Genomic DNA, 24,156 nt, shown 5'->3' with positions numbered 1-24,156 from the left:
CTTAGGCCCCCTCTTGAGAATAAGTCGTTCCCTCGGCGTAGTTTTCTTTGCTTTCCAGGAGCAAATTATCGAACTGCAGATTTAACTGCGATCGAAATTGCTCGGCGCGACTGCCGATACGAGCCTTGACCTCGTCCATATTGGCTATCAGGCGATCGGCCATAGCCGTCAGCCCTTCCGCATCGGATCGGGAAATTTCGACGCAGTACTCTGCCAAGCCCAAGCTTTCCATCAAAGTGGTAACCTTGGGATGCGGCGCCAAAGCGATAGGCGGCACGTTCGACAACGACGCAAATATCACGCCGTGAAAGCGGCATGTCACGTAAAAATCCACATGCGAGAGCGCCGCAAACATGTCGTTGATGTTTTCGACAGGTTCTCGCGTAACACGATCCGACGCCAAGGTCGGGCAATTCTTGCGGATCGCCGCATCAAGATCTGCAATCGCCTGGGAATCGAACCAGATGTCGCTGCTGAAGAGCTTGATCCGATAGCCTCGCGCCAGCATTCGGCCGCAAAATTCGACCAGGTTATCGATCAGGTGCCGATAGCCTTGATTGTCGTTGACCCAATGCCGGGAGGAGTCGCCGTAGGCCATCGGCCCAATGCCGATCACGCGCTCTTCTCCCAACTCGATCGGCTTCGTCGCCGGCGGGTCAGGCAGCCGAAGCCCCCATACCGCGTCCGCGACAACCTTCATCTTGCCCCGGAAGCCGATCTTGCGGAGCAGCTTGCCCGATGCCTGATCTCGCAGAGACACATAATCGGCCATGTCGAGCGTGCGCCTGACGAACCAACGGCTAAGCGAGGAATCCAGCGGACCTGCACCGCTGTTCAGGAAAACGCATTTGACGTTCAAGCACTTGGCGAGAAGTATCCATTTGAACAGCGTATAGGGAAACGCCCAGGGGCCGCCCCAATCGAGGAGCTGCCCTCCTCCGCAGATGATGATCATATCGAGTTCGCTGACAAAAAGAAGCGAACGCCCTAGAAACAGGATCTCGCGAATGAATTGAGCGGGTCGTGTGATCAGCACGTCCTTCATTGTCTTGGCCACGAGAAACAGGGGCCCGGCCTTCTTGGCAGCGGCCTTCAGCCTGCTCGCAAACCTGCCGGGATCAGCAGGAGGCAACGCCGATGACCATTCCTGCTGGAACGGGAAAACGCTTTGGCGCATCGCGACACAGGGGATTCCGTGCCGGCGCGTGGTGTCTGCCGGATCCATCGAGAGGCCGACGACGGAGACCTCGGGGGACCTGCGCGTGATGTTATCGAGCACCGCGGCTATGGAAGCCTCATCGCCCAGATTGCCCGTGCCGCAATGCGCCAAAAGCCCGATCCGGTTGGGCTTCTGGATCGCTGCATCCGCGGATTTGGCGCAGCTCTCCTGCTGCCCGGACCAGGGTCGATCGACGGCCTCGGCGGCGCGAACATAGATGTCGATCTTGTCGCTCATGCAGAACGCACTCGCTGCTGAACACGAAACGCCGCAAATCTCGATAGCGCCGCCGCTGCCGCGGCCTCCCCGCTTTTGAAGCTTTCGTCGGTCCACATGTAGCCCCAGTCGCCATAGCGACCGCAGTATGAGATCCCGATATCATCGAGATAACCGTGGACCGTCTTGAGGGCTGCGGCGCGATCGAGGTCGAATATTATGTTGGCATAAGGCAGATACATCGCCGTGCTGAACACGACCTGGTCGCTGTCGCGCAGCAGACCGCATCGGCGGAGATCGTCGATGACCGGCTGCACCCAGTCGTCAGGCTTCCCAGTGAATGGCTTGTATTTGTCAGAGAAATAGATCTCCGCCTGAATGCTCCCCATACCCTTCGGGGCATTGTTCTCGGAAAGCATGTGAGGGAAGCCGAGCCGCGTGAAGCAAATGTCTTCGTCGTAGAAATACGACATATGCGCGCTGGAGATGTCCTCACGATCCACGCCGATATTGACCAGAACGCATGACGAGCAGGCAAGCTTGCGCGATGCTTCCAGGACGTCGCTCGGCGCCCCCTCGATCATGCGAATGAGGTCGGGAAGCGGTACGGACGAAATCAGGGCGTCGTATTCCGTCCGCACGCCGTTCGAGAATTCGAGCACGCGCGTCTGCGGATTGACGGACACCAGCTCGTGATTCAGCTGGATACTTCCGAACGGCACGAATTTCTGCAGATAGGATACGAATCCGCCCTGCTTCGGATAGCGGAAATGCGTGATGTAATGAATGTTCGGCGACGACGCCGAAATCGCGCCGCGAAGCACTTCTTCCAGCGTCGGCCGGTAGATACGCGGCCCCAGCCAATCGGTGCTCATGTTCTCGGCTGTGGTGAGATGATACTTGCGCGTATACTGTTTCGGGAAGAGCTCGGCGAAAGTCGATCCGAAGCTGGCCACCAGCCAGTCGTTATAGTTGTTGATCGCCCCGTCAGGTTTTTGCCGTTCCTCCACGAAGTCCGCGATCACCTTCACGATCACATCTTCCGGAAGGCCATGCAGGTGGAGCTGGACAGGATGTTGCGGCCAGTAGCCCCGCCAGTAGTTGTTCAGATTGATCTGGATGGTTTCATAGAGCTGGTCGACACTGTCGGCGAACAGCTCCTGAATGCGTTCGTCCTTCGTGAAGGAAATATGCGGTCCGATATCGAAGACGAAACCGGGCTCGTGACGAAACGACATCGTATGGCCGCCATAGTACGAATTCTTGTCGTACATGATCGGCGTGATGCCTTCTTCCCGGAGTCGGTGTGCTGCACCGAGGCCGGCCATTCCAGTTCCAAGCACGACGACGTTTGGCATTGATGCACGTCCTTTGGGTTGCCGCGCTGTTGCGGTGTCAACCTTCGGCCATCGGGAGCATAGGCATCGGAGCGGCTGCTTTCGGTCGCGCAGCGTGAGCGTTCTGGGCGGCATAGTCCTGCAGCAGATATTCGTAGCGCTCGATCTGCCGGCGCGTGAGGGATTGGAGATCCTGCCCCGCCTGAAACGCGTGATACCATTCGACGATCCAGGCCAGGCTCTGGTCGAGCTGGAGAACCGGGTGCCAGTCGAGAGCTGCCCTCGCCTTGGCGGTATCAAGGCGCAGCAGCTGCGCTTCGGCGGGATGTGCCGCTGCGTCGAGCGTCCAGGAAGCCCCCTCGCCCCATAGCGTCACGAGCTTGTCGACGATCCAGGACACCGGCTTGGCATCCGTCTCCAACGGCCCGAAATTCCAGCCCGACGCGTAGCGGGCTCCGTCCTCGGCAAGCCTCTCGCACAGCAGCAGGTAGCCGTGGAGCGGCATCATGACGAACTGCCACGGCCTGATTGCCGAGGGGCTGCGGATGCGGCAGGGCCGGCGACCCAGAAAGGCTCGGACAAGATCCGGGATGAGCTGGTTGGCTGTCCAGTCGCCGCCTCCGATGGCATTTCCGGCGCGGACGCTCGCCAGCGCGACGCCATGTTTGGACAGGGTATCCGGCGAGAAATACGAGTCGCGATAGGCGCTGTTCACCAGCTCCGCGCAGCCCTTGGAATTGGAATACGGGTCGTGACCACCCATCGGGTCGCTCTCGCGATAGCCCCAGACCCATTCCTGGTTCTCATAGCATTTGTCGCTGGTGACATTGACGACGACGCACGGACGCTTGAGCTGGCGCACCGCCTCCAGCAAATGGACCGTACCCATGACGTTCGTCGCATAGGTCTCGACCGGTTCTTCGTAGCCGTAGCGAACCACGGATTGGGCCGCCATGTGGATGACGACATCGGGCTTGCATTCGGCGAGCGCGGATTTGAGATGGGCGTAGTCCCGAACGTCGCCACGGATCGAGCGCACGCATTCGCCGACCCTCGCCTGCTCGAAGAGGCTCGGCTCGGACGGCGGCTCGAGCGCGTAGCCCGTGACGTCCGCCCCCAGCGCATCCAGCCACAACGACAGCCAGCTGCCCTTGAAGCCCGTATGTCCGGTGACGAACACTTTGCGGTTCTGCCAGAAAGAACGGTTCAGCATGACTGACCTAGCCCCGCGGTAAAAAGGTTATCCGGTTATTCCTGAGCGCTTCCGAACTCCGCGCCGGTGAGACTGTTCGCGCAGCGACTTGCCCGGTCACGAGGCCGCCGCGACGAGGACACGATGCGGCGAAGCTTCCACTTCGCGCATCGGCCACCGCAGCTGCTGCTCGCGCCAGAGCACATCGGCCCGGCGCCCTGCCGGCAGGATGACATCGTCGAACGAGACGACGTCGTCCTTCTTCCGGTCGCGCCGCAAAATGCAGTTTTCGGACAGACCGATCGGCAGCGCGTCTGCCGCGCGCGCATCGACGGCGTTCTCGATCAGGCCGTATGCGCAGAACCCGCCGATGCCGTCGAGGCGTTCGCCGGCCTTCAGATCGCGCTTTGCGACCGTGACGACCTCGCAGACCGGTCCCGCCAGCGGCGCCACGGTCGGATCGTGCTGGATGACCGCGCGCCCGATGGTCGAGGCGATCTGAAGATGCGGCAGATGGAACGGTGTGTAGAAGACGTAGAACGGCCCCTCGCCGAGCTTGTAGTAGGCGAGCTGAGCCTTCTTCAGCGGCGACTCTTCGTGCACGACGACAAAGGCGCCGGTGTGGGGCGCCGCGCCCAGAGCATAGTCCACCAGCCCCGTCTCAAGCATCGCGTCCGCGGGCAGGCGTTCTCCGATCTCCCGAACGTCCTTGCAGGCCGGTCCGAACATCCCGCGGCGACCGACGCGGAAACCGGTCGCATTGGCCAGCACCGTCGTTTCCATCGACAGCTTCGTGGCATCGGCGAACGAGGTGACCTTGCGGGCATCCTGATCGTTCTTTTCGGCGAAGGCCCGCTGCGTGTCGGGGTTCCGATAGTAGTCAACCATTCCCTTGATGTTGCCGGCGGCAACCGGCCGCAGCCCGAGCGTCCGCAGATAGCGCAGCAGCGTCATGGCAACGCCTGGTTCATCGCCATCCGTGTTGGTGAGCACCACGCCGGCTTCGCGAGCGCGCTCGTTCAGAATGGGGCCAATCAACGAGTCGAGCTCGGCATTGACCATCACCACATGCTTGCGATGCGCGATCGCGTCGAGAACCACCGACGCACCGGCCTCGACCGTCCCGGTGACCTCGAGGATGATGTCGATGGCCTTGCACGCGGTCAGCACGCTCGGATCGTCCGTCAGAACCGGCGTTCCGCCGGCTATGGCCCGCTCGGCCTCCAACGCCGACGAGACACGGCTCCAGCCGTGGATGTCCGCTTCGCGGAATGCCCGCTCAGCATTCGCGACGGTCCGGTTAGCGATTGCGACGAGGCGCATTCCCGGCACCGGAGTGCCAAGCTGGAGAGCGATCGCGCGGCCGGTAGCGCCCGCTCCGACCATTCCCACGCGGATCGGGTGCCCCGCAGCCTCGCGCTCCCGCAAAACGGTATCGACAGCCATAGCCTGGTCCCCCCATCCGATCACGCCAGCAAAAGCAATCACACGGTCACGTACGGAGCAGATGCGACATGGCTGGGCACAGGTATTGCCGGCGGCCAGTTGCGGTCCTGCTCTGAAATTTCGGTCACTTCCAAGGGCCACACGATGYCGAAGGCCGGATCGTCGAAGCGCACGCCCCTGACGGCGGCCGGCGCATAGAAGGCCGAGGTCATGTAGTGCATCTCGGTATCCGCCTCGAGCGTCTGGTATCCATGCGCGCAGCCCTCGGGCAGGTAGAGCATGCGTCCGTTGTCGCCGCTCAGCACCACGCCGTACCAGGCGCCGTAGCTCGACGATTCCGGCCGCAGATCCAGGACGACGTCGAATATCGCCCCCCGCGTGCAGCGCACCAACTTGGCCTCTCGGGCAGGCGCTTCCTGGAAGTGCATGCCCCGGACCGTCCCGCGCTTCGTGCTGAGCCCCATATTCGCCTGGACAGGCTCGAACGCCATGCCCTGATCGGCGAATTCCTTGAGGCACCAGGCGCGCATGAAACGCCCGCGGCTATCGGCGTACGGAGCGGGGTCGATTACCATCGCCCCATCGACACTTGTCTTCGCGAAGTGCATCCGCCACCTCTGGAATTCAGGCTCCTATACAAGAATAATGCCGGACATATTGCCGGAGTTCCGGCGCAGAACTACGCCGGGCCAGAGATTTGCTTTATGGATCAGAGAGTTTCGCGACCGCGCCCGCCCGGCATGCCGGAGTCCGTCTTGACGGGCGGTCAATCAGGCGGATTTCGCAGCTGCATCAGACGGAGGGCGTGGCTCTCGCATCGCGAAAGAGGTCGAGATACAGCGCCTTCTCACCTGCGATGAGAAGCAGGGCTGCGACATAGGCTGCGCCGAACGAGCCGACATCCAGCATGAGACGCAACACCGGCGACAGCGCCAGCGCGGCGAGTCCATGCACCACATAGGCGATCGCTCCCGCGACCAGGCTTGCGGCCAGCGGGCTCGCCAGTGCCCCGACGAACTCGCGGTATCGAACCCCGGTGCCGTACAGCGCCCAGATGGTGATCGGAATCACCTTGAGCACCATGACCGTGGAATACGCCATCGCGACACCGCGCGGACCGTAGGGAAGCCCGATCAGCACGCCCGTGATCATGAGCGGGGCAGAGAACAACCCGATATGCACACCGCGCTTGACCATGCCGAGCGCATTGAGCAGCCAGCCGAGCGGACTGGAAATCGCGAACACCATGATCGTCGGCGCGAGAATCCTGAATATCTCAACGGCACTCGTCCATTTCGGTCCGAGGATGACGATGATCAGATCATCGGCGAAGAGCGTACAGACGATCGTCAGAGGCAACGTCAGCGTCACCACCAGCGAATAGCCCTTCAGGAAGTAGCGCCGGAAACGATCGGGATCGCCCTTGGTCCGCGACAGCGCGGCAAACGCGACCTCTCCGATGGTGGAGTTCAGATTCTCGGTCGGGAAATTGATCAGGTAGAAGCTCCGGCTGTAGAGGCCGGTCGCCTCCGTGCCCCATACGCGGCCGAGCAGAAGCTTGTCGATGTTGTTGGTGATATAGGACAAAAATCCGATCAACGTTGTGCCGACACCGAACCGCAACATGGAGCGGAGCCCGGCGACGATCCGCGGCCGGCCGGGGATCCAGCCGCTCGACAACCACAGCCCGATGGTCGTGGCCAGCGGCAGGGTGATGGTCATCGAGACGATCGCCCAATAACCATAGCCGCTCACCGCCATCCCGATCGACACAGCTGTCGCGATCAGGAGCGAGCTGATCTCGATCTTCGCCGACGTCCCGAACGCCATGCGCCGCTGAAGCAGCACGCCGTGTTGAACGCCCGCCGCCGTGATGACGAAGGTGAAGGCGATCACGTCCATGATCGCCAGCAAACGCGGCTCGCGATAAAACGCGCTGACCAGGGGCGCAGCGACGATGGCCGTCAGCGTGAGTGCTGCGCCAAATGTCAGATTCAGCCAAAACAGCGACGACGACTCGTCTTCGCTCAGCGTGTCGCGCTGAATGGCGGCCTGAAACAGGCCGAAGCAGCCGAACATGTTCAGCACGCCCGTGAAGGCTGTCACCATGGTTACGAGCCCGTAATCGTCCGGAGTCAGCAATCGCCCGAGAACCATGAGCGCACCGATACGAACCGTGAAGCCGAGTCCGCGCGAGCCGACATTGATAAGTCCGGCGCGAACGGTCTTGTTCTTCAAATCGTGCATGACGTTCTCGATTGCCGGTTCAGAGCATCAGCTTCCGGGCATAGAATGCCTCGGCATATCCGCTGGGCGCGTTGCATTCCATTCCGCGCAGCCGCATCAGTGCCATGAAGGTCGAGCGGTCAAACCAATGCTTGTTGCTTTGGGACTTGAAGGTATTGAGGATCAGATCGACTTTCTTTTCGCAGACATCGTCTGAAAGAGCATTGAAGACGATCGGCTGCCCGAGATCCCCGTCATACTTCGGAATCTCGTATTCCAGGATCAGGTGACTGCGAAACGTGTTCCAAGTCAGCTCGGCGATCAGCCGGTGGTCCTGATGCGAATCGTGACGGTTGTGCGTGAAGATGATGTCCGGCGACACCTCTCGCTTGAGCTCTTCGAAGACATTCTTGATGTCGGCTCCGGCGAAAGGCATGTAGCCATCCTGAAAGTCCTTCAGGACGACCCGTTTCATGCGGGCGGGGTCGACGAATTGTCGCGCCCCGTTTTCCGCTTCCGCTGCGCGAACCCCGTTCGCGCTGAAGACAACCCAATGGAACACCGCGTCCGGGCGCTCCGCTGCGAGCTGCAGCACTGTTCCGCCGCAACCGATCTCAATGTCGTCGGAGTGGCAGCCCAGGCACAGGACCTGCAAAGGGGCAGCACCGCCGCCATCCGGCTTCAGGCGAAGCATGGTCACGCCACCTGCGTCATCGTGGGAGCCGCTTGCGGCATGGCGGGAGCCCCTTGCGGCATCACGGGAGCCGCTTGCGTTATCACGGGAGCCATTTGCGGAATCACGGGAGCCGCTTGCGGTATCGCGGGAGCGACCTGCGTCATCGCGGGGTATGAGACGGCGGCGCAGTCCTTCCACACCTTCCACGGTGGATTGGTGTCATTGAGTTCCTCAAGGCGCTGCTTGTCCTTGAAGGTGTCCATGCACTGCCAGAAGCCGGTGCACTTATGCGCCAACAAGGCTTGTTGCTGGATGAGCCGCGCGAACGGCTCCCGCACCAGCTCGTCGCCGGGATTGATGTAGTCGAAGATCTCGTTCCGGAAGACGAAGAATCCGCCGTTGATCCAGATGTCCGAATGGCTCAGCGCCGACACCTCGGCGATCTTGCCGTCCGGCGCGGTCCTGACGATGTCGAAGCTCGCCGTCGGCTGCACGAGAAGCAGGGAGCCAACTGCGCTGCTCTGCTGCATCTCCTCGATCATCGTCGGCAGGTGCAGATCGCTGAGACCGTCGCCGTAGTTCGCGAGGAAATACTCCTCGCCGCGCAGATAGGGCTGCACGGCCTTCAGGCGTTCACCGATCGTCGCGTGCAGGCCGGTCTCCACGAAGGTGATCGTCCAGTCGTCGCTATCGCGATTGATGAAGTCGATCTTCTGGCCGCCGCGGGACCAGACGAAGTCGTTCGAGATCGACTCGTCATACTTCAGGAAATAATCCTTGATGGCATAGCCCTTGTGGCCCAGGCAGAGAATGAAGTCCTTGTGACCGAAATGGGCGTAGTACTTCATCAGATGCCAGAGAATGGGGCGCGAGCCGATTTGCACCATCGGCTTCGGCACATCATCCACATAGCCCCGGAGCCGCATGCCGGCACCACCGCAAAAGAGTACGACCTTCATGATACTCTCCTTCCGTAAAAGCCCGCGGACCGTGGCCCGGTTTTTCTTATCTCAGGAAGCGGTAACGATCTTCATTTCTTCAGGCCGCCTGTATCCATAACGTTTCATCGTCGCTTCATCGGCCATGTTGAGGACCGTGCCGATAAATTTAGGCCGGGCCTGACCGGTGGATTGAAAAGCCTGCCGGACAAGCTCGGATTCCGTCGCTCCCCATTTCACGACGAGCAGGAAGCCATCCAGCGACTGGGCAGCGGCCCGCACCTCGGGGCCAGCCACGAGCGACGGCATGTCGACGATCACCAGGTCATAGGAGCCTTCCGCAGTTCTCAGGATGTCGTCCAGCAAGTCGCGCCGCATTGGACGGAGCCGTCCCTCGGGCCGTTCGGCCAGCGGGAGGACATGCAGCCCTGCCTGCGCCTTGACGATGCAGCCGAGCACTTCGGTCTCCTGATCTGCTCCAGAACCGAGCGGAGAGCGCGAGAGGCTCGCAACCCAGCGCGAGACAGAGGGGTTTTCCGGTACGGCGTCGATCAGCAGGACACGCTTTCCCGAGGCTGCCGCCATCTTCGCCAGACCGATGGCAAGCGTCGTGGCCCCCTCACCCGGCAAGGTCGACGTCACACCGATCGTCCGCGGTCCGCGCAGGGAGGTGTCCTGCAACGTGGCAGCCACGCGTCGCAACACCTGGGCTTCGGATGCGAGCAGATGCCGGGCGGCGGTGTCCTCGCCCGATGAACCGAGGCTCTGGAAACGGGGCACGACCCCCAGGCACTCCAGATCGAGGACGTATTCCATCTGTTGTGCGCTGCGGATCGTATCGTTGATCACGTCGAGCAGGATGGCGGCGGCGGCGGCCGCGCCCAGGCCGAACAACGCCGCGGCAGCAAGGATCAATATCGCCGGCGGTCCGTCTGCCTTGACCGGCGGCTCCGCTTCCGAAACCACCTGAGCGCTCGGGCCAAGGCTCTGATAGAGCTCACGCAGCGTTGGCGCCTTCGACGAAGCCGCATCCGACGCCCGCCCGCGCTCCTGCAAATAAATACGGATCACGCTGTTGACGATGCGAGCGGCCTTCTCGGGGTCCGAGGCTTTGAAACTCACCGTGATCATATGGCTCGTTCCGACCTGGCGAACACCGAGTTTGCTGTTCATCGCTTTCAGCGCTGCGCCATAGGCCGAGCCGTTCTGGCCAGCGGCCGCCGAAGACTGCGCGGTATCGGCCTTTTGCGGCTCGGACGGCGCCCGGCCGTCGGCCGTGAATTCAGGGTCCTTGGTCAGTTGCAGCTCGTCGATGACCTTGACCAGCACGTTGCCGGACCGAAGAAGCTCCATCTGGTTCTGGACCATCGGGAGATCGGCCCGGCCTGGCAGGACCGCCATATCGGGTCCGGTCAGGACCTGCCTGATGTAGACGAGCACCTGGCTGGAGGCGGTGTATGTCGTCGAGCGGGATCCGACATAGAAGCCGGCGATCGCCAGACAGAGCAAGGCACCGATACCCAGCAGCCGCTTGCGGCTCCGGAGACTTCCCAGACCGAACGACGGCCGCGGCCGCGTATCGATCCGGTAGTCGGACCTCTCCGTGCTATCTGTGACCGGTGGGTAGCTGCTCTTGTCCAGCATGGGGCTCAATCGAAAAGAGGGCCTCGGTTCCGATGCCGGTTCGGCTCGACAGATTTGCGGATGAGGAGAAGCACCCTGCCGGCGCGGTCGCGTCGTGATGCGACGGTAACTTTAGCGCCTGCCCTTCCCCCCACCCGGCGCCGTCCGCCTGCAGTGGCATTCATAGAGCAAACGCCGGACGGTCAGCCCCCGTTCCTGCGGCGCATGCTTCAGAACTGCATTGAAACGCCTGACGGACAGGGGAAGATGAAAGGCAGAGGCCAGGCCGGTCGGTCAGGTGCGGATGGGCCGGAGCCTGCGGCCGAAGCGAGATCGTTCGGCAGCGAAATCGGCAGGCGGCTTTCGTCCGATCACTGCCCGCCGCAGGGGTGCTTTCCAGCCGCTATATGACCTTCCGACGACTTCTACCGGGCGCCGCAAGCATTTCTTCCCGGCGGATCCAGGCATAGATCGTGCCCATGACAAACCAGAAGTACCAATTGAAGGACAGATAGAAGTGCATGTTGTCCGAATAGGACTCGAGCACATAGGTCATCAGGACACACAACATGACCAGAAGTCCGGGCGGATCGCGCGGCAGCCCCCTCACCAGGCGATAGGCCACCCAACCGATGAGCCAAGCGAATGCAAGAAGGCCAAGAAGCCCGAGTTCGAAGCTCATCTGCAGATAGAAATTATGGCCGTCGATGCCCTGGGGGCCAATCAGCGGAAAGAAGCCAGGCGTCGCCGGCTTGAACGACTCCAGACCATGACCCAGGAGAGGCCGTTCCAGCGCCTGGGGAATGGCGGATTCCCACAGCGCCTGCCGCCAGACGTAGGAATTCAGCCGGTTGCTTTCGTTGAGCTGCGCGAAGTTGTCCACCTCTGTTGCTGCGGTGACATCCGTCAACCGGTCCATCAGGCTCGGATATGCGACGAACAGCACCGGCACCAGCAGAAGGCCAGCGAGAAAACGGCGGTCGATCTTGAGCGCGTACACCAGAAACATGAGCCCGCAGACCCCCCAGGCGCTGCGCGTTTTGGTGAGCATCAGAAATGCGGTCAGGAGCGGGATGTAGAGCGTAACCAGCATGTAGATGCGCGGGCTCACGCGAATGATCCGCGATGCTCTGACGTAAAGCGACAGCCCCAGCACCAGCACGAGATAGAAGGCATAGATGTTCGGATGCGAGAACGTGCTCTGCAGGCGGAATTCGGTCAGATCGGACAGCCCGCGCGCAATGTCGACGAAGGCGTAAAGCGTGGGTGGGATGGACGATCCGATCACCACGAGGACGAACAGGGAGACATCGCGGGAAGACCGCAAGATGAAGAACGGAATCGCGAAGAACGCCCAATAGGATACCAGCACGAAAGCAAGGCGCGCCGCGGCCGTGAAATCCGGCGCATAAAGTGTCGAGCCAAAGGCGATCAGGAGGAACGGCCCCCATAGCGCCAAGACAGGAAATGGCGCCCTCAACGGCTCCCGCGCGAGAAAGACGATTGCAAGCGCGATCACGAGTACGTTGAAGAGGGCGCCCACGCCCATAGACGAGGCGCCGGCGTCTCCTGCCAGCAGATTGAAGATCGGGTCGGAAGAGGCCCGGATCAGCAGAACGCCGAACACCGCAGCACGCAGGAATCTCCAGATCGCTTCATTGTTGGCTGCTCGCACAGAGGCCGTCTGCCAGACGCGATCCCCGTCGCCCTGAAGCGTGCCGCCATGGACAGCGCCGACCGAGCCGAATGTCGGTTTCATGCTTCCCGCTCCCTGGCGCCGATCCATGCTCGAGGACGCTCCGCGCTCACCTGGCTGGCATCACGGATCGGTTGCAGCCAGAGCTCGACCTCCTGACGCCAGGAGACCGGAACGGCGGCGGCGGCCCGAGCCTGTCCGACCCGATCCGTCATCTGCGGCGCGATCAGCGCGGCGGCTACCCGCGGCAGTTCCCGCCATTTGCCGTGCCTGAACGCGAGCGCCGTGAAAATGGATGCGGCCCGCCACCGCGCGCCCCCGCGCAGAAGCTGCCTGGCGAGATAGCGCTCGTGCCCCGCCTCGTCCGAGCTGACGCCATAGGCCGCCGCCAGTACCGCGTATCGCTCCGCAATGACCACACGCCCCGTCCGCATGGGATTGATGTTCATCGAGAGCGATTGCCGGCCCAGGCGATAAGCGATCAAGGGCCGGTCGACGGCCGCCAGCTGCGAATGCTGGGCCAGCCTGATCCAGAGATCCCAATCCTCGGAGCCGCGCAGCGCGGTGTCGAAGCCTCCGACCTCCCGGACAAGATCGCGTTCGGCGATCACCGTCGATCCCGTCGGGATCCGGTTGCTTTCAAGCAGGCCCGCCAGCACGTCTCCACCCTCGACGCGGTGGTGACCGATGATTTGCAGGTTCTCGTCGACAACCGCGACACCCGTGCACCCCCACCGCGCCGAACCGGCACGCAATGCGGCAAGCTGCGTCGCCAGCTTGTCCGGCGCCCACAGATCGTCATCGTCGCAGAAGGCCACCCATCGCCCGGTGGCGCGAGCAAGGCCGGCGTTCCGCGCGCCCGATATGAAGCGCGGCTGTGCGTGGTGCACGACCGTGACCCGCGGATCCGCTGCAGCGAGGCGATCGAGCCAGGACCGTGTTTCGTCGGTCGAGCCGTCGTTGACCACGACGAGTTCAATCGAGACGCTGTGCTGGCGCAGGATGGAATGGACTGCCTGAGGCAGCATGTGCCGGCGATTATGCGTCGGAACGATGACGGTGACATCAACCACTCAGGCGCTCCTCGTCCGTTTCATGCACACCACCGCTTGATCACCCATTCGCCCAGGCGGAGTGGCCGGGCCTAAGCGTGACCACGTTGTCCGCTCTCGCTCCCTGGCCATCGGCGACCGCTGTCTCATAAGCGGTCGCGGGCTCTTCGACCTGCTCGGCCCCGTCGATAGGAGTCGGCATCTCCAGGCCCTCCGCCCTGAAGAGAGCGGCCAACCTCCGGCATTCCTGGACGATGTCGTGCTGCTCCAGCACACGCTTTCGCCCTGTGGCGCCCATGGCCTTCACGACAGTGTCGGGCGTATCCAGGCATTGTCTGATGGCGCCTGCGAGCTGATCGATGTTTCCGGCCGGAACGAGCCAGCCGCAGGCCTGGTCCGTAACCAACTCCGGAATGCCTGCGACATAGGTCGTGATGACCGGGCGGCCGAGCGCCAGCGCTTCCATCAGGACGACCGGCAACCCCTCGGCGAAACTCGGCAGGACCAGCGCCCTTGCCTCCCGTATGGCGGCGCGCACCTGAGCGTTGCTCATCCAGCCCGCCAGCACAACCTGCTGTTCCAGCCCGAGCTCCCGGATGCTTCGCTCCAGTTGCGGCCGCAGCGGACCGTCTCCGACCATGGTCAGCCTGAACGGCACGCCCTCACGCGCGAGAACGGCAAGGGCATGGAGCAAAACCAGTTGCCCCTTCTGTTCGCTCAGGCGGCCAACGGTCACGAGCTGAGATTTGGGAACGATCTTGAGCGGCTGCGTGCTCAGGAAATCGGAGTCCAGTCCGCAGCGCACCAGCTTGATCTTCGCCCACTCCTCCGGAGGTATCCAACGGCAGAGCTGGCTTCCAGTAAACGAACTCACGACACAGACGAACGCGGCATGCTTCACCTTGGCGGGCAAGCCCAGATACTCTGGCCTGTCGAATTCGTCCGGACCATGCACGGTGAAACTGTACGGCACACCGGTCAGAATATGGCAGAGCATGGCGACTTCCGCGCCATTCGTTCCAAAATGCGCATGGACGTGCTGGATGTTCTCCTGCATCACCCACCGCGCAAGGACCAGCGCTTCGGCAAGATAGGCCAGGTGGAGCGGCGCCGGACGACTTGAGCGCCGCATCATTTTCAATGCAGCCCAGGTGGTTTTCGCCAGAGCTTTTGGCCTTTGCACCAAGGCGTCGGCAAAGGCCGCAGCAAACTTGGCAAGGTTGCCGTCGAAGATGTAGCGCGTGCGCTCCCTCTCGCGGACATCGTCCGGATCGACCAGCTTGCGGCCATTATTTCGAAGCGAAACACGGAGAACCGAAATTCCGTTCCGCTCGAGCTCGACGATCTCCCGCCGAATGAAAGTGTGCGAGACCGCGGGATATTCGGACACGAAGTAACAGATCCGCATCGACGCTTCCCTTGTCGCTCAATAGGCGTTGGTGTACGCGCGCTTCGATATGACGGTCAGGACCATGATCTTCAGATCGAAGAAGAATGACCAGTTATCGACGTAGTAGAGATCGTGTTCGATCCGCTTCTGCATCTTCTCGAACGTATCGGTTTCGCCCCGAAGGCCATTGACCTGGGCCCAGCCGGTGATGCCCGGCTTGACGTTATGCCGGCGGAACATCCTGCGGATCTGGTCCGCGAACATGTGATTATGCGCGACGGCATGCGGCCGCGGCCCGACGATGGACATCTCACCCCTGAGGACGTTCAACAGCTGGGGTAGCTCGTCGATGTTGGTCCGCCGCAGCACCCGTCCGATGCGGGTCACGCGCGGATCGTTCCGGACGGCCTGACGAAACTCGTTGGTCGCGTCGTCCAAAGTCGTCATGCTTCGGAACTTCAAAACCAGAATTGGCTCATTGTTGAAGCCAAGACGGGTCTGCCGAAAGAGCACCGGGCCGCGCGAGTCGAGCTTGATCAAGGTGGCGATGACAACGAACAACGGCCACAGAAGCGTCAGCGCCGACGCGGCGACGACGATATCGAAAGTGCGCTTCAGCAGCCGGTCCCGCAACGAGCACGGCCCGCAGAACAATTCGAGCACCCGCTGTTGGCCATAATGTCCGATGCGGCTGCGGCGCATGAGCTCGGCCAGTTCCACCGGCAAAAGCTGGATGCGGACAGGAAGCTCCGACAGCGCCCCAACTGTGCCGGCGACAACCTCCATATTGTCCGAGCCGAACAGAATGAGCACCGCGTCGATAGGCAACGCCCGGCATTCACGCCGGATCTCTGAGAGCTGCTCCTCCAAGGAAGCATTCCCACCGGCCTGCCCGGACGCAGAGGGAAAGTCGTACCACCGCAGAATATGCTCGTGCCGTGCCGCCAGCCGCGCGCGAATATCTCCCACGGCCTGTGCGCCGGGCATGATCAATACGACCATGCTTTCCCGACGCCATTGCCCGCGCCGGCGCACATGATCGATGACTTGCCAGAGAACCGCTCTGATGGCGATCTGGCCCAGCAGCGCGGCCACCAGCTGCGCGAGGAACGTGCCGCGAGAATAATCGTCGAGATTGTCGGTCACGTAGCCGATCGTCAGCAGAATGACGAATGAAAGACCGATAGCGGCGCCGCCCCGCGAACGGCTGTGCTCGTTCCATTCCGGGCCAAGCAGATCGTACTGGTTGTCGGCAATGCAGAGGGCGACGTACAGCGCTCCCGCCGCGACGGAAGCCAGGGCGTATTCGGCCCGGAAGAAGATCACGCCGTAAACAGCCGCCGAATAGGCGACAAATGCGCCGTATGCGCAGGCGACGACCACGACCATCTCGAGGCAGGCCACCACCACGGTCCAAAACACCTGCGTCCTGTGACTGAGCGCAGTTGCGGAATGATGCTGGGTTCCGGGAGAAACAACATTTGTTGACATTGGCTCGCCAAACGCTCCCGCAGTTTTCCAAAGACTCTCGACGCCCGCAGAAGCTCAATGCGGGCGAGAGGCGCGGGTTCTTTACGTTCGGTGAAATTTGGTTTTCGCACGAGATCGTGAGCGTAATCGACGACCAAAAGCGCAACAGGTTGCGCTTTTTGGTCGTCGCGTTTCGTTGAGTGACGCAACGTCACTATTTTGCTTTCTTGGCGATGGACCAGATCATCCCCAAAAGCGGCAAGTCCCTCACCGCGAACAAACCATCGGCTTCGACCGTTAGCTCTTCAGACGGCGTGCAACGCAACGCGCGACGGCCTCCCGCCGCGACGGCTGGTGATTCAGCCATTGCCTTCGCTTGAGGACTTTTGCCTGAGGGATTTTCCATGCCGTCAGACACAGTTCAGCTTCCCGCATCTGAAGCAATACGGCCCAGTCAGACCCAGATTCTCAACGGTCGCTTCGACAAGCTCTCGGCAAAGCAGACCGTGGAAGAACTCATTCGAGCCATCCACGCAGGAGAACGCGGCGTCCTGTCCACGGTGAACGTCGCGATCCTGATGATGATGCGATCCAACGCACGGCTGCAGCGCTTCGTCGATTCATCGCGCTGGACGGTCGCCGACGGACAGCCGCTCGTCTGGGCATCGCATCTTTGGCAACAGCCCTTGCCTGAGCGCGTCACCGGGATCGATCTGATCGATCAGCTATGCGCGCGCGCAGTGCAGGAGCGCATCGGCGTCTATTTTCTCGGCGCCGAGAGCAGCACGGTGCGCGCGACCGTCGACGTGCTCCAGAACCGACATCGCGGCCTCGATGTCCGTGGCTATGCCGATGGCTATTTCGGGCCCGAGCAGGCCGAGGCACGCGCGAAAGCCGTGGCGGAAAGTGGAGCCGAGCTTCTCTTCATCGCGATGGGCGTGCCGCGGCAGGAATATTTCATCGAGGAGCAATGGGACAGTCTCGGCGCCCGGATCGTCATCGGGGTCGGCGGCAGCTTCGATGTCATCGCGGGACTGCGAAAACGGGCGCCTGCCTTCGTCCAGCGCGTCGGGCTCGAGTGGGCCTATCGCCTCGCCCAGGAACCTCGCCGGTTGTTCAGGCGCTATCTGGTCACGAACTCGCAGTTCCTCGGCCTGATTTCCTGGAGCGCCATCGCCCAGGCCTCCCATTTCCGACGTATGACCCCGCGACCCTAAACGAGGGCTGAGATGGCTCCCCGCAAACGAATTCTTGTCGTGATGGGCACCCGGCCCGAGGCAATCAAGCTCGCCCCCCTCATTCTGACGGCGAAGGCCGACCCCGAGCGCTTCGAGGTTCTGGCCGTGCGCACCAGCCAGCATCGCGAGATGCTCGATCAGGTCGTGGCCTATTTCGACCTGCCCATTCTCGCCGACCTCAACATCATGCGCAAAGATCAAGGCCTCGCGCATGTGACGATGGCAGCCCTCGAAGGCCTGCAACGGGTGATTACGGAAGTCCGGCCGGATGTCGTCGTCGTGCAAGGCGACACCACGACGAGCTTCGTCGGCGCGCTCGCAGCGTTCTACGAGAACGTCCCCGTCGCGCATGTCGAGGCCGGGCTGCGAACCTACGACAAGCGGGCCCCCTTTCCGGAGGAGGTCTATCGCCGCCTGACGAGCGTCATCGCAGACTATCATTTCGCTCCGACCGAAACGGCCAGGTACAATCTGCTGAAGGAAAATGTGCCGGCAGAGACGATATGGGTCACCGGCAATACGGCGATCGATGCGCTTTTTCTGACACTCGCGAAAGCCCGCCCCGCGGCGCAGGTACGAGCGCCCTCTCCCACCCTTCTGCTGACCACGCATCGCCGGGAAAACCACGGAGAACCGATGCAGCGCATCTGCGAGGCGGTCCTGATCCTGCTGGAGGGTTTCCCGGATCTGCAGGTAGTCTGTCCGGTGCACCTCAGTCCGCGCGTCCGGCAGGTGGTCGGCCCGATGCTGGGTTCTCATCCGCGCGTTTCGCTCATCGAACCGCTCGGCTACGAGCAGTTCGTGCTGGCGATGAACGGCGCCCACATCATCCTTTCCGACTCCGGAGGCGTTCAGGAAGAAGCGCCCGCGCTCGGGAAGCCGGTTCTTGTCCTCCGGGACACCACCGAGCGCCCGGAAGCCGTCGAAGCCGGCACCGCGCGCCTCGTCGGCACGGAAGTGGACGCGATCGTTTCGGCCTGCAAGGAGCTGCTAACGGACCCCGAAGCGTATCGCGCCATGGCGCAAGCCAAAAATCCGTTCGGCGACGGCCACGCCTCCGAACAGATACTCGACGTGCTCGCCAGGTCGCTCGGCAGCACCGAGCGCCGCGAACAGACCGATTCGACAAGAGCGCCCGAGAACCTTGCGCTGGCGCCGAGAGTGCCGGCCGAAGCGATCCTCCAGGCGGCGCTCGCCGCAGAGGGCCCGGCGCGGATGCCAACGAGCGTTCAGGGACCGGGTTCATCATGACAGCCGTGATCGGGACAGCCACCTTCACACTGGTGATGCTGGGTCTCCTGACCGCGATCCCGGTCGCCTTTCTCTTTATACAGATCGGCGCGGCGCTCCTGCCGACGAGGCGATCCACGTCGACCGCCTCCATGCCCTGTCCGCGCTTCGCGGTGATCATGCCAGCCCATAACGAAGAAGCGATCGTCGCACACTCGATTGCTTCGATAATGGCTCAATTGCCCCCGGTCGGGCGCCTGCTGGTGGTGGCCGATAATTGCTCCGACGGCACCGCGCAGGTGGCGGCAGGCGCGGGAGCGGATGTGACCATCCGCCAGGACACGACCCGGATCGGAAAAGGCTATGCGCTGGATCACGGGGTCCGGTCGCTCGGCGCCGATCCGCCGCAGATCGTCATCGTCATCGACGCCGATTGCGAAGTGATGCCTGGCGCGCTCGAAACTCTGGCGATGCAATGCGCCGCGACCGGGCTCCCGGTCCAGGCGCGATACTCGATGCTGGCGCCTCCATCGCCGAGCCCGGCGGACAAGGTCTCGCGGCTGGCCTGGACGATCAAGACCTTCGTGCGGCCGCTGGGCTCGGCGCATCTGGGATGGCCGTGCCAGCTGATGGGCTCCGGGATGGCCCTGCCCTTCTCCCTCGCCAGCCAGCTCGATCTTGCGACCGGCCATCTGGCGGAAGATCAGAAATTCGGCGCCGAGCTCGCGATCGCTGGAAAGGCGCCGTTCTTCTGCCCCGACGCGCAGATCGTCAGCCAGCTTCCCCAGGGCGAGACAGGCAAGCGCCAGCAACGCACGCGATGGGAACACGGACATCTTGCGATCATCGGAGAGTTCTTCCTGCCGCTGATCAGGCGCGCGCTCTCGAAGCGCAGCCTGCACCTCTTCGCATTCACGCTCGACCTCTGCATTCCACCGCTGACGCTGCTGGCAATGTCGATCGTGCTGATGGCGGGCCTGAGCCTGTCATGGTTCGTCATGACGGGTGCCGCGAGCCCGCTGGTCGTTTCCTCCACCGTGCTGGCCTGTTTCACCGGAGCTATCGGCGTCGCATGGTGGCGCTTCGCCCAGGAGATCATTTCCTGGCGCGAGCTGGCGGCGGGGTCGGCGTATTGCCTGCTCAAGATCCCGTCGTTCATCCGCTTCTTCGTCAACCGCCAGATCGATTGGGTCCGGACGGAGCGATGAAGGCGGGCTGCAGCCGGGTTTGGCGCTTTCCTCTCGAGGCAGTCGGTCGGATGAGATCGCATCGCACACTGCAAAGCCTTTGGGCTCTGCCCTTTCCGGTTCTGGCCTTGCTCGCCTGCCCGCTCGCGATTGCCGCGGCCACCGGGTGCTGTTCATCCGCTTTGGCAAATGACGCGCGGAATGCTGCCAACGAAAGACCAAGCGGTCAGTTCACTCTCGGCGAGCGGCCCTTCGTAGCCAGCTCGTCCTGGAACACGCCACTCGCCTCGAACGCCACTTTCGAAGAGATCGATTGGCCAATGGGCGCCCGGTTCGGCGTCGCCTGGAGCAGCTATTCTCCTGCCATTCACGTGAGTTCGGCTTCGGACCCCGTCGTTTCCGTCGAACACCCGGCAAGCTGGGGACTTCCCGCAGGCACCCTCAAGATCCGCATCCCCGCGGATGCGGATGGCGCTCCGGGGACCGACGGGGAATTGCTGGTGATCGACGGCGATACCGTTCACAACTTCTGGCAATTCAAGCGGCTGAGCCCCGAGGCGGCGACGGCGCGGTCCTATGCCGCGACGAACCTCGTCACCGGAGACGGCTGGGGGCGCAGATCGCCCTTTCTCGGCGCCGGCATCGTGGCGGCGGGATCGAGCCAGCTCGCCGGCTTGCTGGTCCAGGCGGAAACCGACCGCGGCGACATCTCACACGCGTTGCAGATCGCGGTCGATATGGCCTACGCGAAACCGGGCCGCGTCGGCGAGGCGATCAATGGCGACGGCGTGAATCCGGATGGGTTGGTTCAGGAAGGCGAACGCCTGGCCATTCCGTCCAGCGTGGCGATGCCGCGAGGGTTGTCGCCTCTCGGGCAAAAAGTCTTTCGCGCCTATCAGGTCTACGGAGCATTTGTGATCGACGTGGCTGGAGGCGTCACTAATTTGCGCGCCCAGGCGAATGCCTACGACCGTATGACGATCGTGGCACTGCAACAGGACCTTGCCCGGATCTCCCCGCTGCTTCAGCGCGTGGGGCAGCCAAGCAAGGGAAATCCCTGACCATCCCGGGAGGGGCGCAGGCAAGGGCCTGTTCGAAACGATCGTCTCGATCATTGCATTAAACGCATAGCGGTCAGCCATACGGCTCGATAGGCCGCCTTTTGCGCATTGCAGCTTCATTCTGCATATCGAGAGAATCGCTGATTCTATATAGCGTTTAGCCAAAAGCGCAGATCATATAGTCAAGATATCCCCAGATTTTCGTGCCCAAACAATTTCATTTTGGCATCACATTCCAAACACGATATCTGGCCACGTTCGCTGGTGGATGGGCCTTTGATTCGCCGCCTCATATGGCGATGACCCGTCATCCGACCGCTAATCGCGCGGCGTGCCTGTCTATTTCGCTGCGTTTCCACGGAACGGCGAGGACTACCCGGCTGGCCTACTAATTCCGCTCCCGTTCCTTTCTATATAAAACTAAGGAAAATAGGCTTATGAGCTCACTCGAAACTCGCCCATTTACTGCGTCTTCGAGTTGGAATACAGAAGTAGCTAGCGATGCAAACTTCACAAAACTCAATTGGCCCGCGTCAACAGGCTACAATTACAGCGTTGCATGGAGCAGTTATTCCCCAGCGGTTTACGTTGCTTCTTCTTCAGATCCACTTGTACAAGTCACTTACCCCCCGGGATGGGGTTATCCTGGCGGCACCATCAGCGTTCACATGCCGGCCGCCGCGAATGGCGCCGCGGGTACTGATGGCGAACTAATCGTCATCGATGGCGACGTCGCCTACAACTTCTGGCAGTTCAAAAGAACCAGCAACACGAGCGGTTCGGCCGCTTCATTCGCGTCCGAAAACATCGTCACGGGCGATGGCTGGGGCAGCAAGTCGCCCTTCCTCGCCGCGGGCATCACGGCTGCCGGCGCAAGTCAGCTCGGCGGTCTGCTCGTCAAGGCGGAAACAGACGACGGGGTGATCGATCACGCGCTGCAGCTCGCGGTCGACTTCTCGCTCGCCAAGCCCGGCGCTGTCGGCCAGGCCATCAACAGCGACGGCAGCAGCGCGTCGGGCATCGTCCAAGAAGGGCAGCACCTCGCGATCCCGCCGGGTACCCCTATGCCTGCCGGCCTCTCCCCGCTTGGCCAGCAGGTCTTTAAGGCCATGCAGCAGTACGGCGCCTATGTCATCGACGTAGCCGGCGGCACGACCAATATTCGTGCGCAATCCAACGCCTATGACGACGCAACGATGACCGCGTTGTGGCACGACATGGGGAACATCACGCCATTGCTGCAGGGCGTGAGCGGTGGCACGCCGGGTTCGGGCAATTCGGGCACCAACCCTACCAATCCGACGAACCCGACCAACCCGACAACACCGACGAACCCTACGAACCCGACGAACCCAACCACGCCCAGCGGCGACACGACTGCGCCGACGGTGCAGTGGGTTGCGGCCAACGGGCCGGGGGTCACGAATGGTACCGGCACGGTCAAAGCCGGCGACACCGTGAGCCTGACGCTGAAGTTCAGCGAGTCGGTCAACGTCAGCGGCACGCCGACTTTGTCGCTCAACAGCAGCGGCACCGCCAAGTATGTCGGCGGCGCCGGAACGGACACCTTGCAGTTCGAGTACAAGGTTGCCGCAGGTGAGAATGCTGCCGATCTCGAGATCAGCGGTTTCAACCTGTCCGGTGTGAAGGACCTGGCCGGCAACGCCGCCAATGTGACTGGTGCCCCGCACCAGCCCGGCGGAACGCTTGCCATCAACACCACGGCGCCCGTCGACCCTGCGAAACCGGTCGATACAACGGCGCCGAACGTCCAGTGGATCGCTGCCACCGGGACGGGCCTCAGCAACGGCAACGGCACGGTCAAGGCCGGCGACACCGTTCGGTTGTCGGTCAACTTCAACGAGGCGATGACTGTCAACGGCACGCCGACCTTGTCGTTGAACAGCAACGGCACCGCCAAGTATGTCAGCGGCGCCGGCACCAACACCCTGCAGTTCGACTACAAGGTGGGCGCCGGCGAGAAGGCCTCGGACCTCGCGGTCTCCGGGTACAATCTGGGTGGTGTCACGGATCTGGCGGGTAATGCCGTCAATCTTGCCGGCGCGCCGCTCCAGCCTGCCGGAACGCTGGTCGTCGACACCAAGACGTCGTCGGCCGACACCACGAAGCCCAAGGTCCAGTGGATCGCGGCCAACGGGTCCAGTCTCAGCAATGGGAACGGCACCGTTCGCGCCGGCGACACTGTCCGGTTGTCGGTCAACTTCAACGAAGTTGTCACCGTCAACGGCACGCCGACCTTGTCGCTGAACAGCAACGGCACCGCCAAGTACGTCAGCGGCGCCGGCACCAACACCCTGCAGTTCGACTACAAGGTGGGAGCCGGCGAGAAGGCCTCCGACCTTGCGGTCACCAAGTACAACCTGGGTGGTGTCACCGATAAGGCAGGCAATAGCGTCAACCTCTCCGGCGCGCCCCTCCAGCCCGCCGGAACGCTTGTCGTCAGCACGACGTCGGCCAGTCAACGGACCACAGCACTCACCTCGTCGGCGACCGCTCTTGCGGCCCCTGCGACGGTGGCGTCCACTGTGGACCCGTCGGCTAGCAGCTCGTCCTCGACTTCACCGACCGCCACAGACACCTCGCTTAGCACCACCAGCCAAGCGAAAAATCTGTTGGACCTGACGTTCGGTAGCCGCAAGACGGTTGGTTTCCCCGGCTTCCAGGATCAAGGCGCAAGCGCTGCGCCGTCCGACAGCTCGGTGACGCCCAAGCTTGCCCTGTTGAGTCAGTATGCGGCATCGAGCTTCGCCGCGCCTTCGGCGACATCCAGCGCTGCTCAGATGCAGGGATGGTTGAACAACGTCGCCCAGACCCTGGCGAAGCCACACGCGTAATGCATCAGCCCGAAAGGTGGCATCCCACCTTTCGGGCATCCGATGCGTCAACGATGACGCCGTGCGCCCGGAAGGGCGCACGGCGATCTGAAACGACAATCAAA

The 24,156-nt window shown here is 62.3% G+C and carries 18 protein-coding genes; 5 read left to right on the top strand and 13 right to left on the bottom strand.

All coding sequences use genetic code 11. The features are described 5' to 3' along the window. Position 1: 1 nt before the first annotated feature. The 13 genes from AB4Z10_RS19455 to AB4Z10_RS19395 all read right to left on the bottom strand — a co-directional run bounded on the left by AB4Z10_RS19455 (position 2) and on the right by AB4Z10_RS19395 (position 16,433). Positions 2-1,456, bottom strand: coding sequence for a polysaccharide pyruvyl transferase family protein (locus AB4Z10_RS19455; protein ID WP_441472035.1), 1,455 nt, complete (start codon positions 1,454-1,456; stop codon positions 2-4). Further along, positions 1,453-2,793 carry a protoporphyrinogen/coproporphyrinogen oxidase gene (locus AB4Z10_RS19450; protein ID WP_441472034.1) on the bottom strand — a complete coding sequence of 447 codons (1,341 nt, stop codon included), beginning with the start codon at positions 2,791-2,793 and terminating at the stop codon, positions 1,453-1,455. The genes AB4Z10_RS19455 and AB4Z10_RS19450 overlap by 4 nt, the downstream gene beginning before the upstream one ends. Before the next feature lie 37 nt (positions 2,794-2,830). Further along, positions 2,831-3,985, bottom strand: coding sequence for a CDP-glucose 4,6-dehydratase (gene rfbG, locus AB4Z10_RS19445; RefSeq protein ID WP_441472033.1), 1,155 nt, complete (start codon positions 3,983-3,985; stop codon positions 2,831-2,833). A gap of 96 nt (positions 3,986-4,081) precedes the next feature. Further along, entirely contained in the window at positions 4,082-5,551 is a 1,470-nt protein-coding gene (locus AB4Z10_RS19440; RefSeq protein WP_441472032.1) for an NAD(P)H-dependent oxidoreductase, read from the bottom strand. After that, positions 5,449-6,018: a dTDP-4-dehydrorhamnose 3,5-epimerase gene (rfbC, locus tag AB4Z10_RS19435; protein WP_441472031.1), complete on the bottom strand. Its 570-nt coding sequence runs from the start codon at positions 6,016-6,018 to the stop codon at positions 5,449-5,451. The genes AB4Z10_RS19440 and rfbC overlap by 103 nt, the downstream gene beginning before the upstream one ends. Before the next feature lie 184 nt (positions 6,019-6,202). Then, entirely contained in the window at positions 6,203-7,657 is a 1,455-nt protein-coding gene (locus AB4Z10_RS19430; protein ID WP_441472030.1) for a lipopolysaccharide biosynthesis protein, read from the bottom strand. Between the two features lie 19 nt (positions 7,658-7,676). Next, positions 7,677-8,330 (bottom strand): PIG-L deacetylase family protein, encoded by a 654-nt coding sequence (locus AB4Z10_RS19425; protein ID WP_441472029.1) that lies wholly within the window; start codon positions 8,328-8,330, stop codon positions 7,677-7,679. Between the two features lie 2 nt (positions 8,331-8,332). Next, positions 8,333-9,271, bottom strand: a complete 939-nt coding sequence (locus tag AB4Z10_RS19420) for a glycosyltransferase family protein (RefSeq protein WP_441472028.1) — start codon at positions 9,269-9,271, stop codon at positions 8,333-8,335. Positions 9,272-9,322: 51 nt separating this feature from the next. Then, positions 9,323-10,894 carry a tyrosine-protein kinase family protein gene (locus tag AB4Z10_RS19415; RefSeq protein WP_441472027.1) on the bottom strand — a complete coding sequence of 524 codons (1,572 nt, stop codon included), beginning with the start codon at positions 10,892-10,894 and terminating at the stop codon, positions 9,323-9,325. A gap of 382 nt (positions 10,895-11,276) precedes the next feature. Then, the gene (locus AB4Z10_RS19410) at positions 11,277-12,632 is read right to left on the bottom strand and encodes an O-antigen ligase family protein (RefSeq protein ID WP_441472026.1); all 1,356 of its coding nucleotides are present in this window, start codon (positions 12,630-12,632) and stop codon (positions 11,277-11,279) included. Further along, a complete protein-coding gene (locus AB4Z10_RS19405) occupies positions 12,629-13,642 on the bottom strand; it encodes a glycosyltransferase family 2 protein (protein WP_441472025.1) in 1,014 nt (337 codons plus the stop codon). The genes AB4Z10_RS19410 and AB4Z10_RS19405 overlap by 4 nt, the downstream gene beginning before the upstream one ends. A gap of 40 nt (positions 13,643-13,682) precedes the next feature. Next, positions 13,683-15,029 carry a glycosyltransferase gene (locus tag AB4Z10_RS19400; protein ID WP_441472024.1) on the bottom strand — a complete coding sequence of 449 codons (1,347 nt, stop codon included), beginning with the start codon at positions 15,027-15,029 and terminating at the stop codon, positions 13,683-13,685. Between the two features lie 18 nt (positions 15,030-15,047). Further along, on the bottom strand, positions 15,048-16,433 hold the full coding sequence (locus tag AB4Z10_RS19395) for an exopolysaccharide biosynthesis polyprenyl glycosylphosphotransferase (RefSeq protein ID WP_441472023.1): 1,386 nt from the start codon (positions 16,431-16,433) through the stop codon (positions 15,048-15,050). Positions 16,434-16,885: 452 nt separating this feature from the next. Between AB4Z10_RS19395 and AB4Z10_RS19390 the strand changes: the two genes are divergently transcribed. The 5 genes from AB4Z10_RS19390 to AB4Z10_RS19370 all read left to right on the top strand — a co-directional run bounded on the left by AB4Z10_RS19390 (position 16,886) and on the right by AB4Z10_RS19370 (position 24,052). Next, positions 16,886-17,698: a WecB/TagA/CpsF family glycosyltransferase gene (locus AB4Z10_RS19390; RefSeq protein WP_441472022.1), complete on the top strand. Its 813-nt coding sequence runs from the start codon at positions 16,886-16,888 to the stop codon at positions 17,696-17,698. Between the two features lie 12 nt (positions 17,699-17,710). Beyond that, a complete protein-coding gene (gene wecB, locus AB4Z10_RS19385; protein ID WP_441472021.1) occupies positions 17,711-18,970 on the top strand; it encodes a non-hydrolyzing UDP-N-acetylglucosamine 2-epimerase in 1,260 nt (419 codons plus the stop codon). After that, a complete protein-coding gene (locus AB4Z10_RS19380; protein ID WP_441472020.1) occupies positions 18,967-20,157 on the top strand; it encodes a glycosyltransferase family 2 protein in 1,191 nt (396 codons plus the stop codon). The genes wecB and AB4Z10_RS19380 overlap by 4 nt, the downstream gene beginning before the upstream one ends. A 50-nt stretch (positions 20,158-20,207) precedes the next feature. Beyond that, on the top strand, positions 20,208-21,197 hold the full coding sequence (locus AB4Z10_RS19375) for a hypothetical protein (protein ID WP_441472019.1): 990 nt from the start codon (positions 20,208-20,210) through the stop codon (positions 21,195-21,197). 668 nt (positions 21,198-21,865) lie between these two features. After that, complete coding sequence (locus AB4Z10_RS19370) at positions 21,866-24,052, top strand: hypothetical protein (protein ID WP_441472018.1); 2,187 nt, start codon at positions 21,866-21,868, stop codon at positions 24,050-24,052. Positions 24,053-24,156: the final 104 nt, after the last annotated feature.

It is taken from the genome of Allobosea sp. RAF48 (assembly GCF_052114025.1).
Taxonomy (GTDB): Bacteria; Pseudomonadota; Alphaproteobacteria; order Rhizobiales; family Beijerinckiaceae; genus Allobosea.
Note: the sequence above shows the minus strand (reverse complement) of the source record. Positions and strands in the feature narration are given on the sequence as shown.

Coding starts and splice junctions, on each gene's coding strand:
- AB4Z10_RS19450 (WP_441472034.1), bottom strand. CDS start 2,793: ATGCCAAACGTCGTCGTGCTTGGAACTGGAATGGCCGGCCTCGGTGCA.
- AB4Z10_RS19370 (WP_441472018.1), top strand. CDS start 21,866: ATGCCGGCCGCCGCGAATGGCGCCGCGGGTACTGATGGCGAACTAATC.
- AB4Z10_RS19455 (WP_441472035.1), bottom strand. CDS start 1,456: ATGAGCGACAAGATCGACATCTATGTTCGCGCCGCCGAGGCCGTCGAT.
- wecB (WP_441472021.1), top strand. CDS start 17,711: ATGGCTCCCCGCAAACGAATTCTTGTCGTGATGGGCACCCGGCCCGAG.
- AB4Z10_RS19400 (WP_441472024.1), bottom strand. CDS start 15,029: ATGCGGATCTGTTACTTCGTGTCCGAATATCCCGCGGTCTCGCACACT.
- AB4Z10_RS19380 (WP_441472020.1), top strand. CDS start 18,967: ATGACAGCCGTGATCGGGACAGCCACCTTCACACTGGTGATGCTGGGT.
- AB4Z10_RS19425 (WP_441472029.1), bottom strand. CDS start 8,330: ATGCTTCGCCTGAAGCCGGATGGCGGCGGTGCTGCCCCTTTGCAGGTC.
- AB4Z10_RS19410 (WP_441472026.1), bottom strand. CDS start 12,632: ATGAAACCGACATTCGGCTCGGTCGGCGCTGTCCATGGCGGCACGCTT.
- AB4Z10_RS19415 (WP_441472027.1), bottom strand. CDS start 10,894: ATGCTGGACAAGAGCAGCTACCCACCGGTCACAGATAGCACGGAGAGG.
- rfbG (WP_441472033.1), bottom strand. CDS start 3,985: ATGCTGAACCGTTCTTTCTGGCAGAACCGCAAAGTGTTCGTCACCGGA.
- AB4Z10_RS19420 (WP_441472028.1), bottom strand. CDS start 9,271: ATGAAGGTCGTACTCTTTTGCGGTGGTGCCGGCATGCGGCTCCGGGGC.
- AB4Z10_RS19390 (WP_441472022.1), top strand. CDS start 16,886: ATGCCGTCAGACACAGTTCAGCTTCCCGCATCTGAAGCAATACGGCCC.
- AB4Z10_RS19430 (WP_441472030.1), bottom strand. CDS start 7,657: ATGCACGATTTGAAGAACAAGACCGTTCGCGCCGGACTTATCAATGTC.
- AB4Z10_RS19375 (WP_441472019.1), top strand. CDS start 20,208: ATGAGATCGCATCGCACACTGCAAAGCCTTTGGGCTCTGCCCTTTCCG.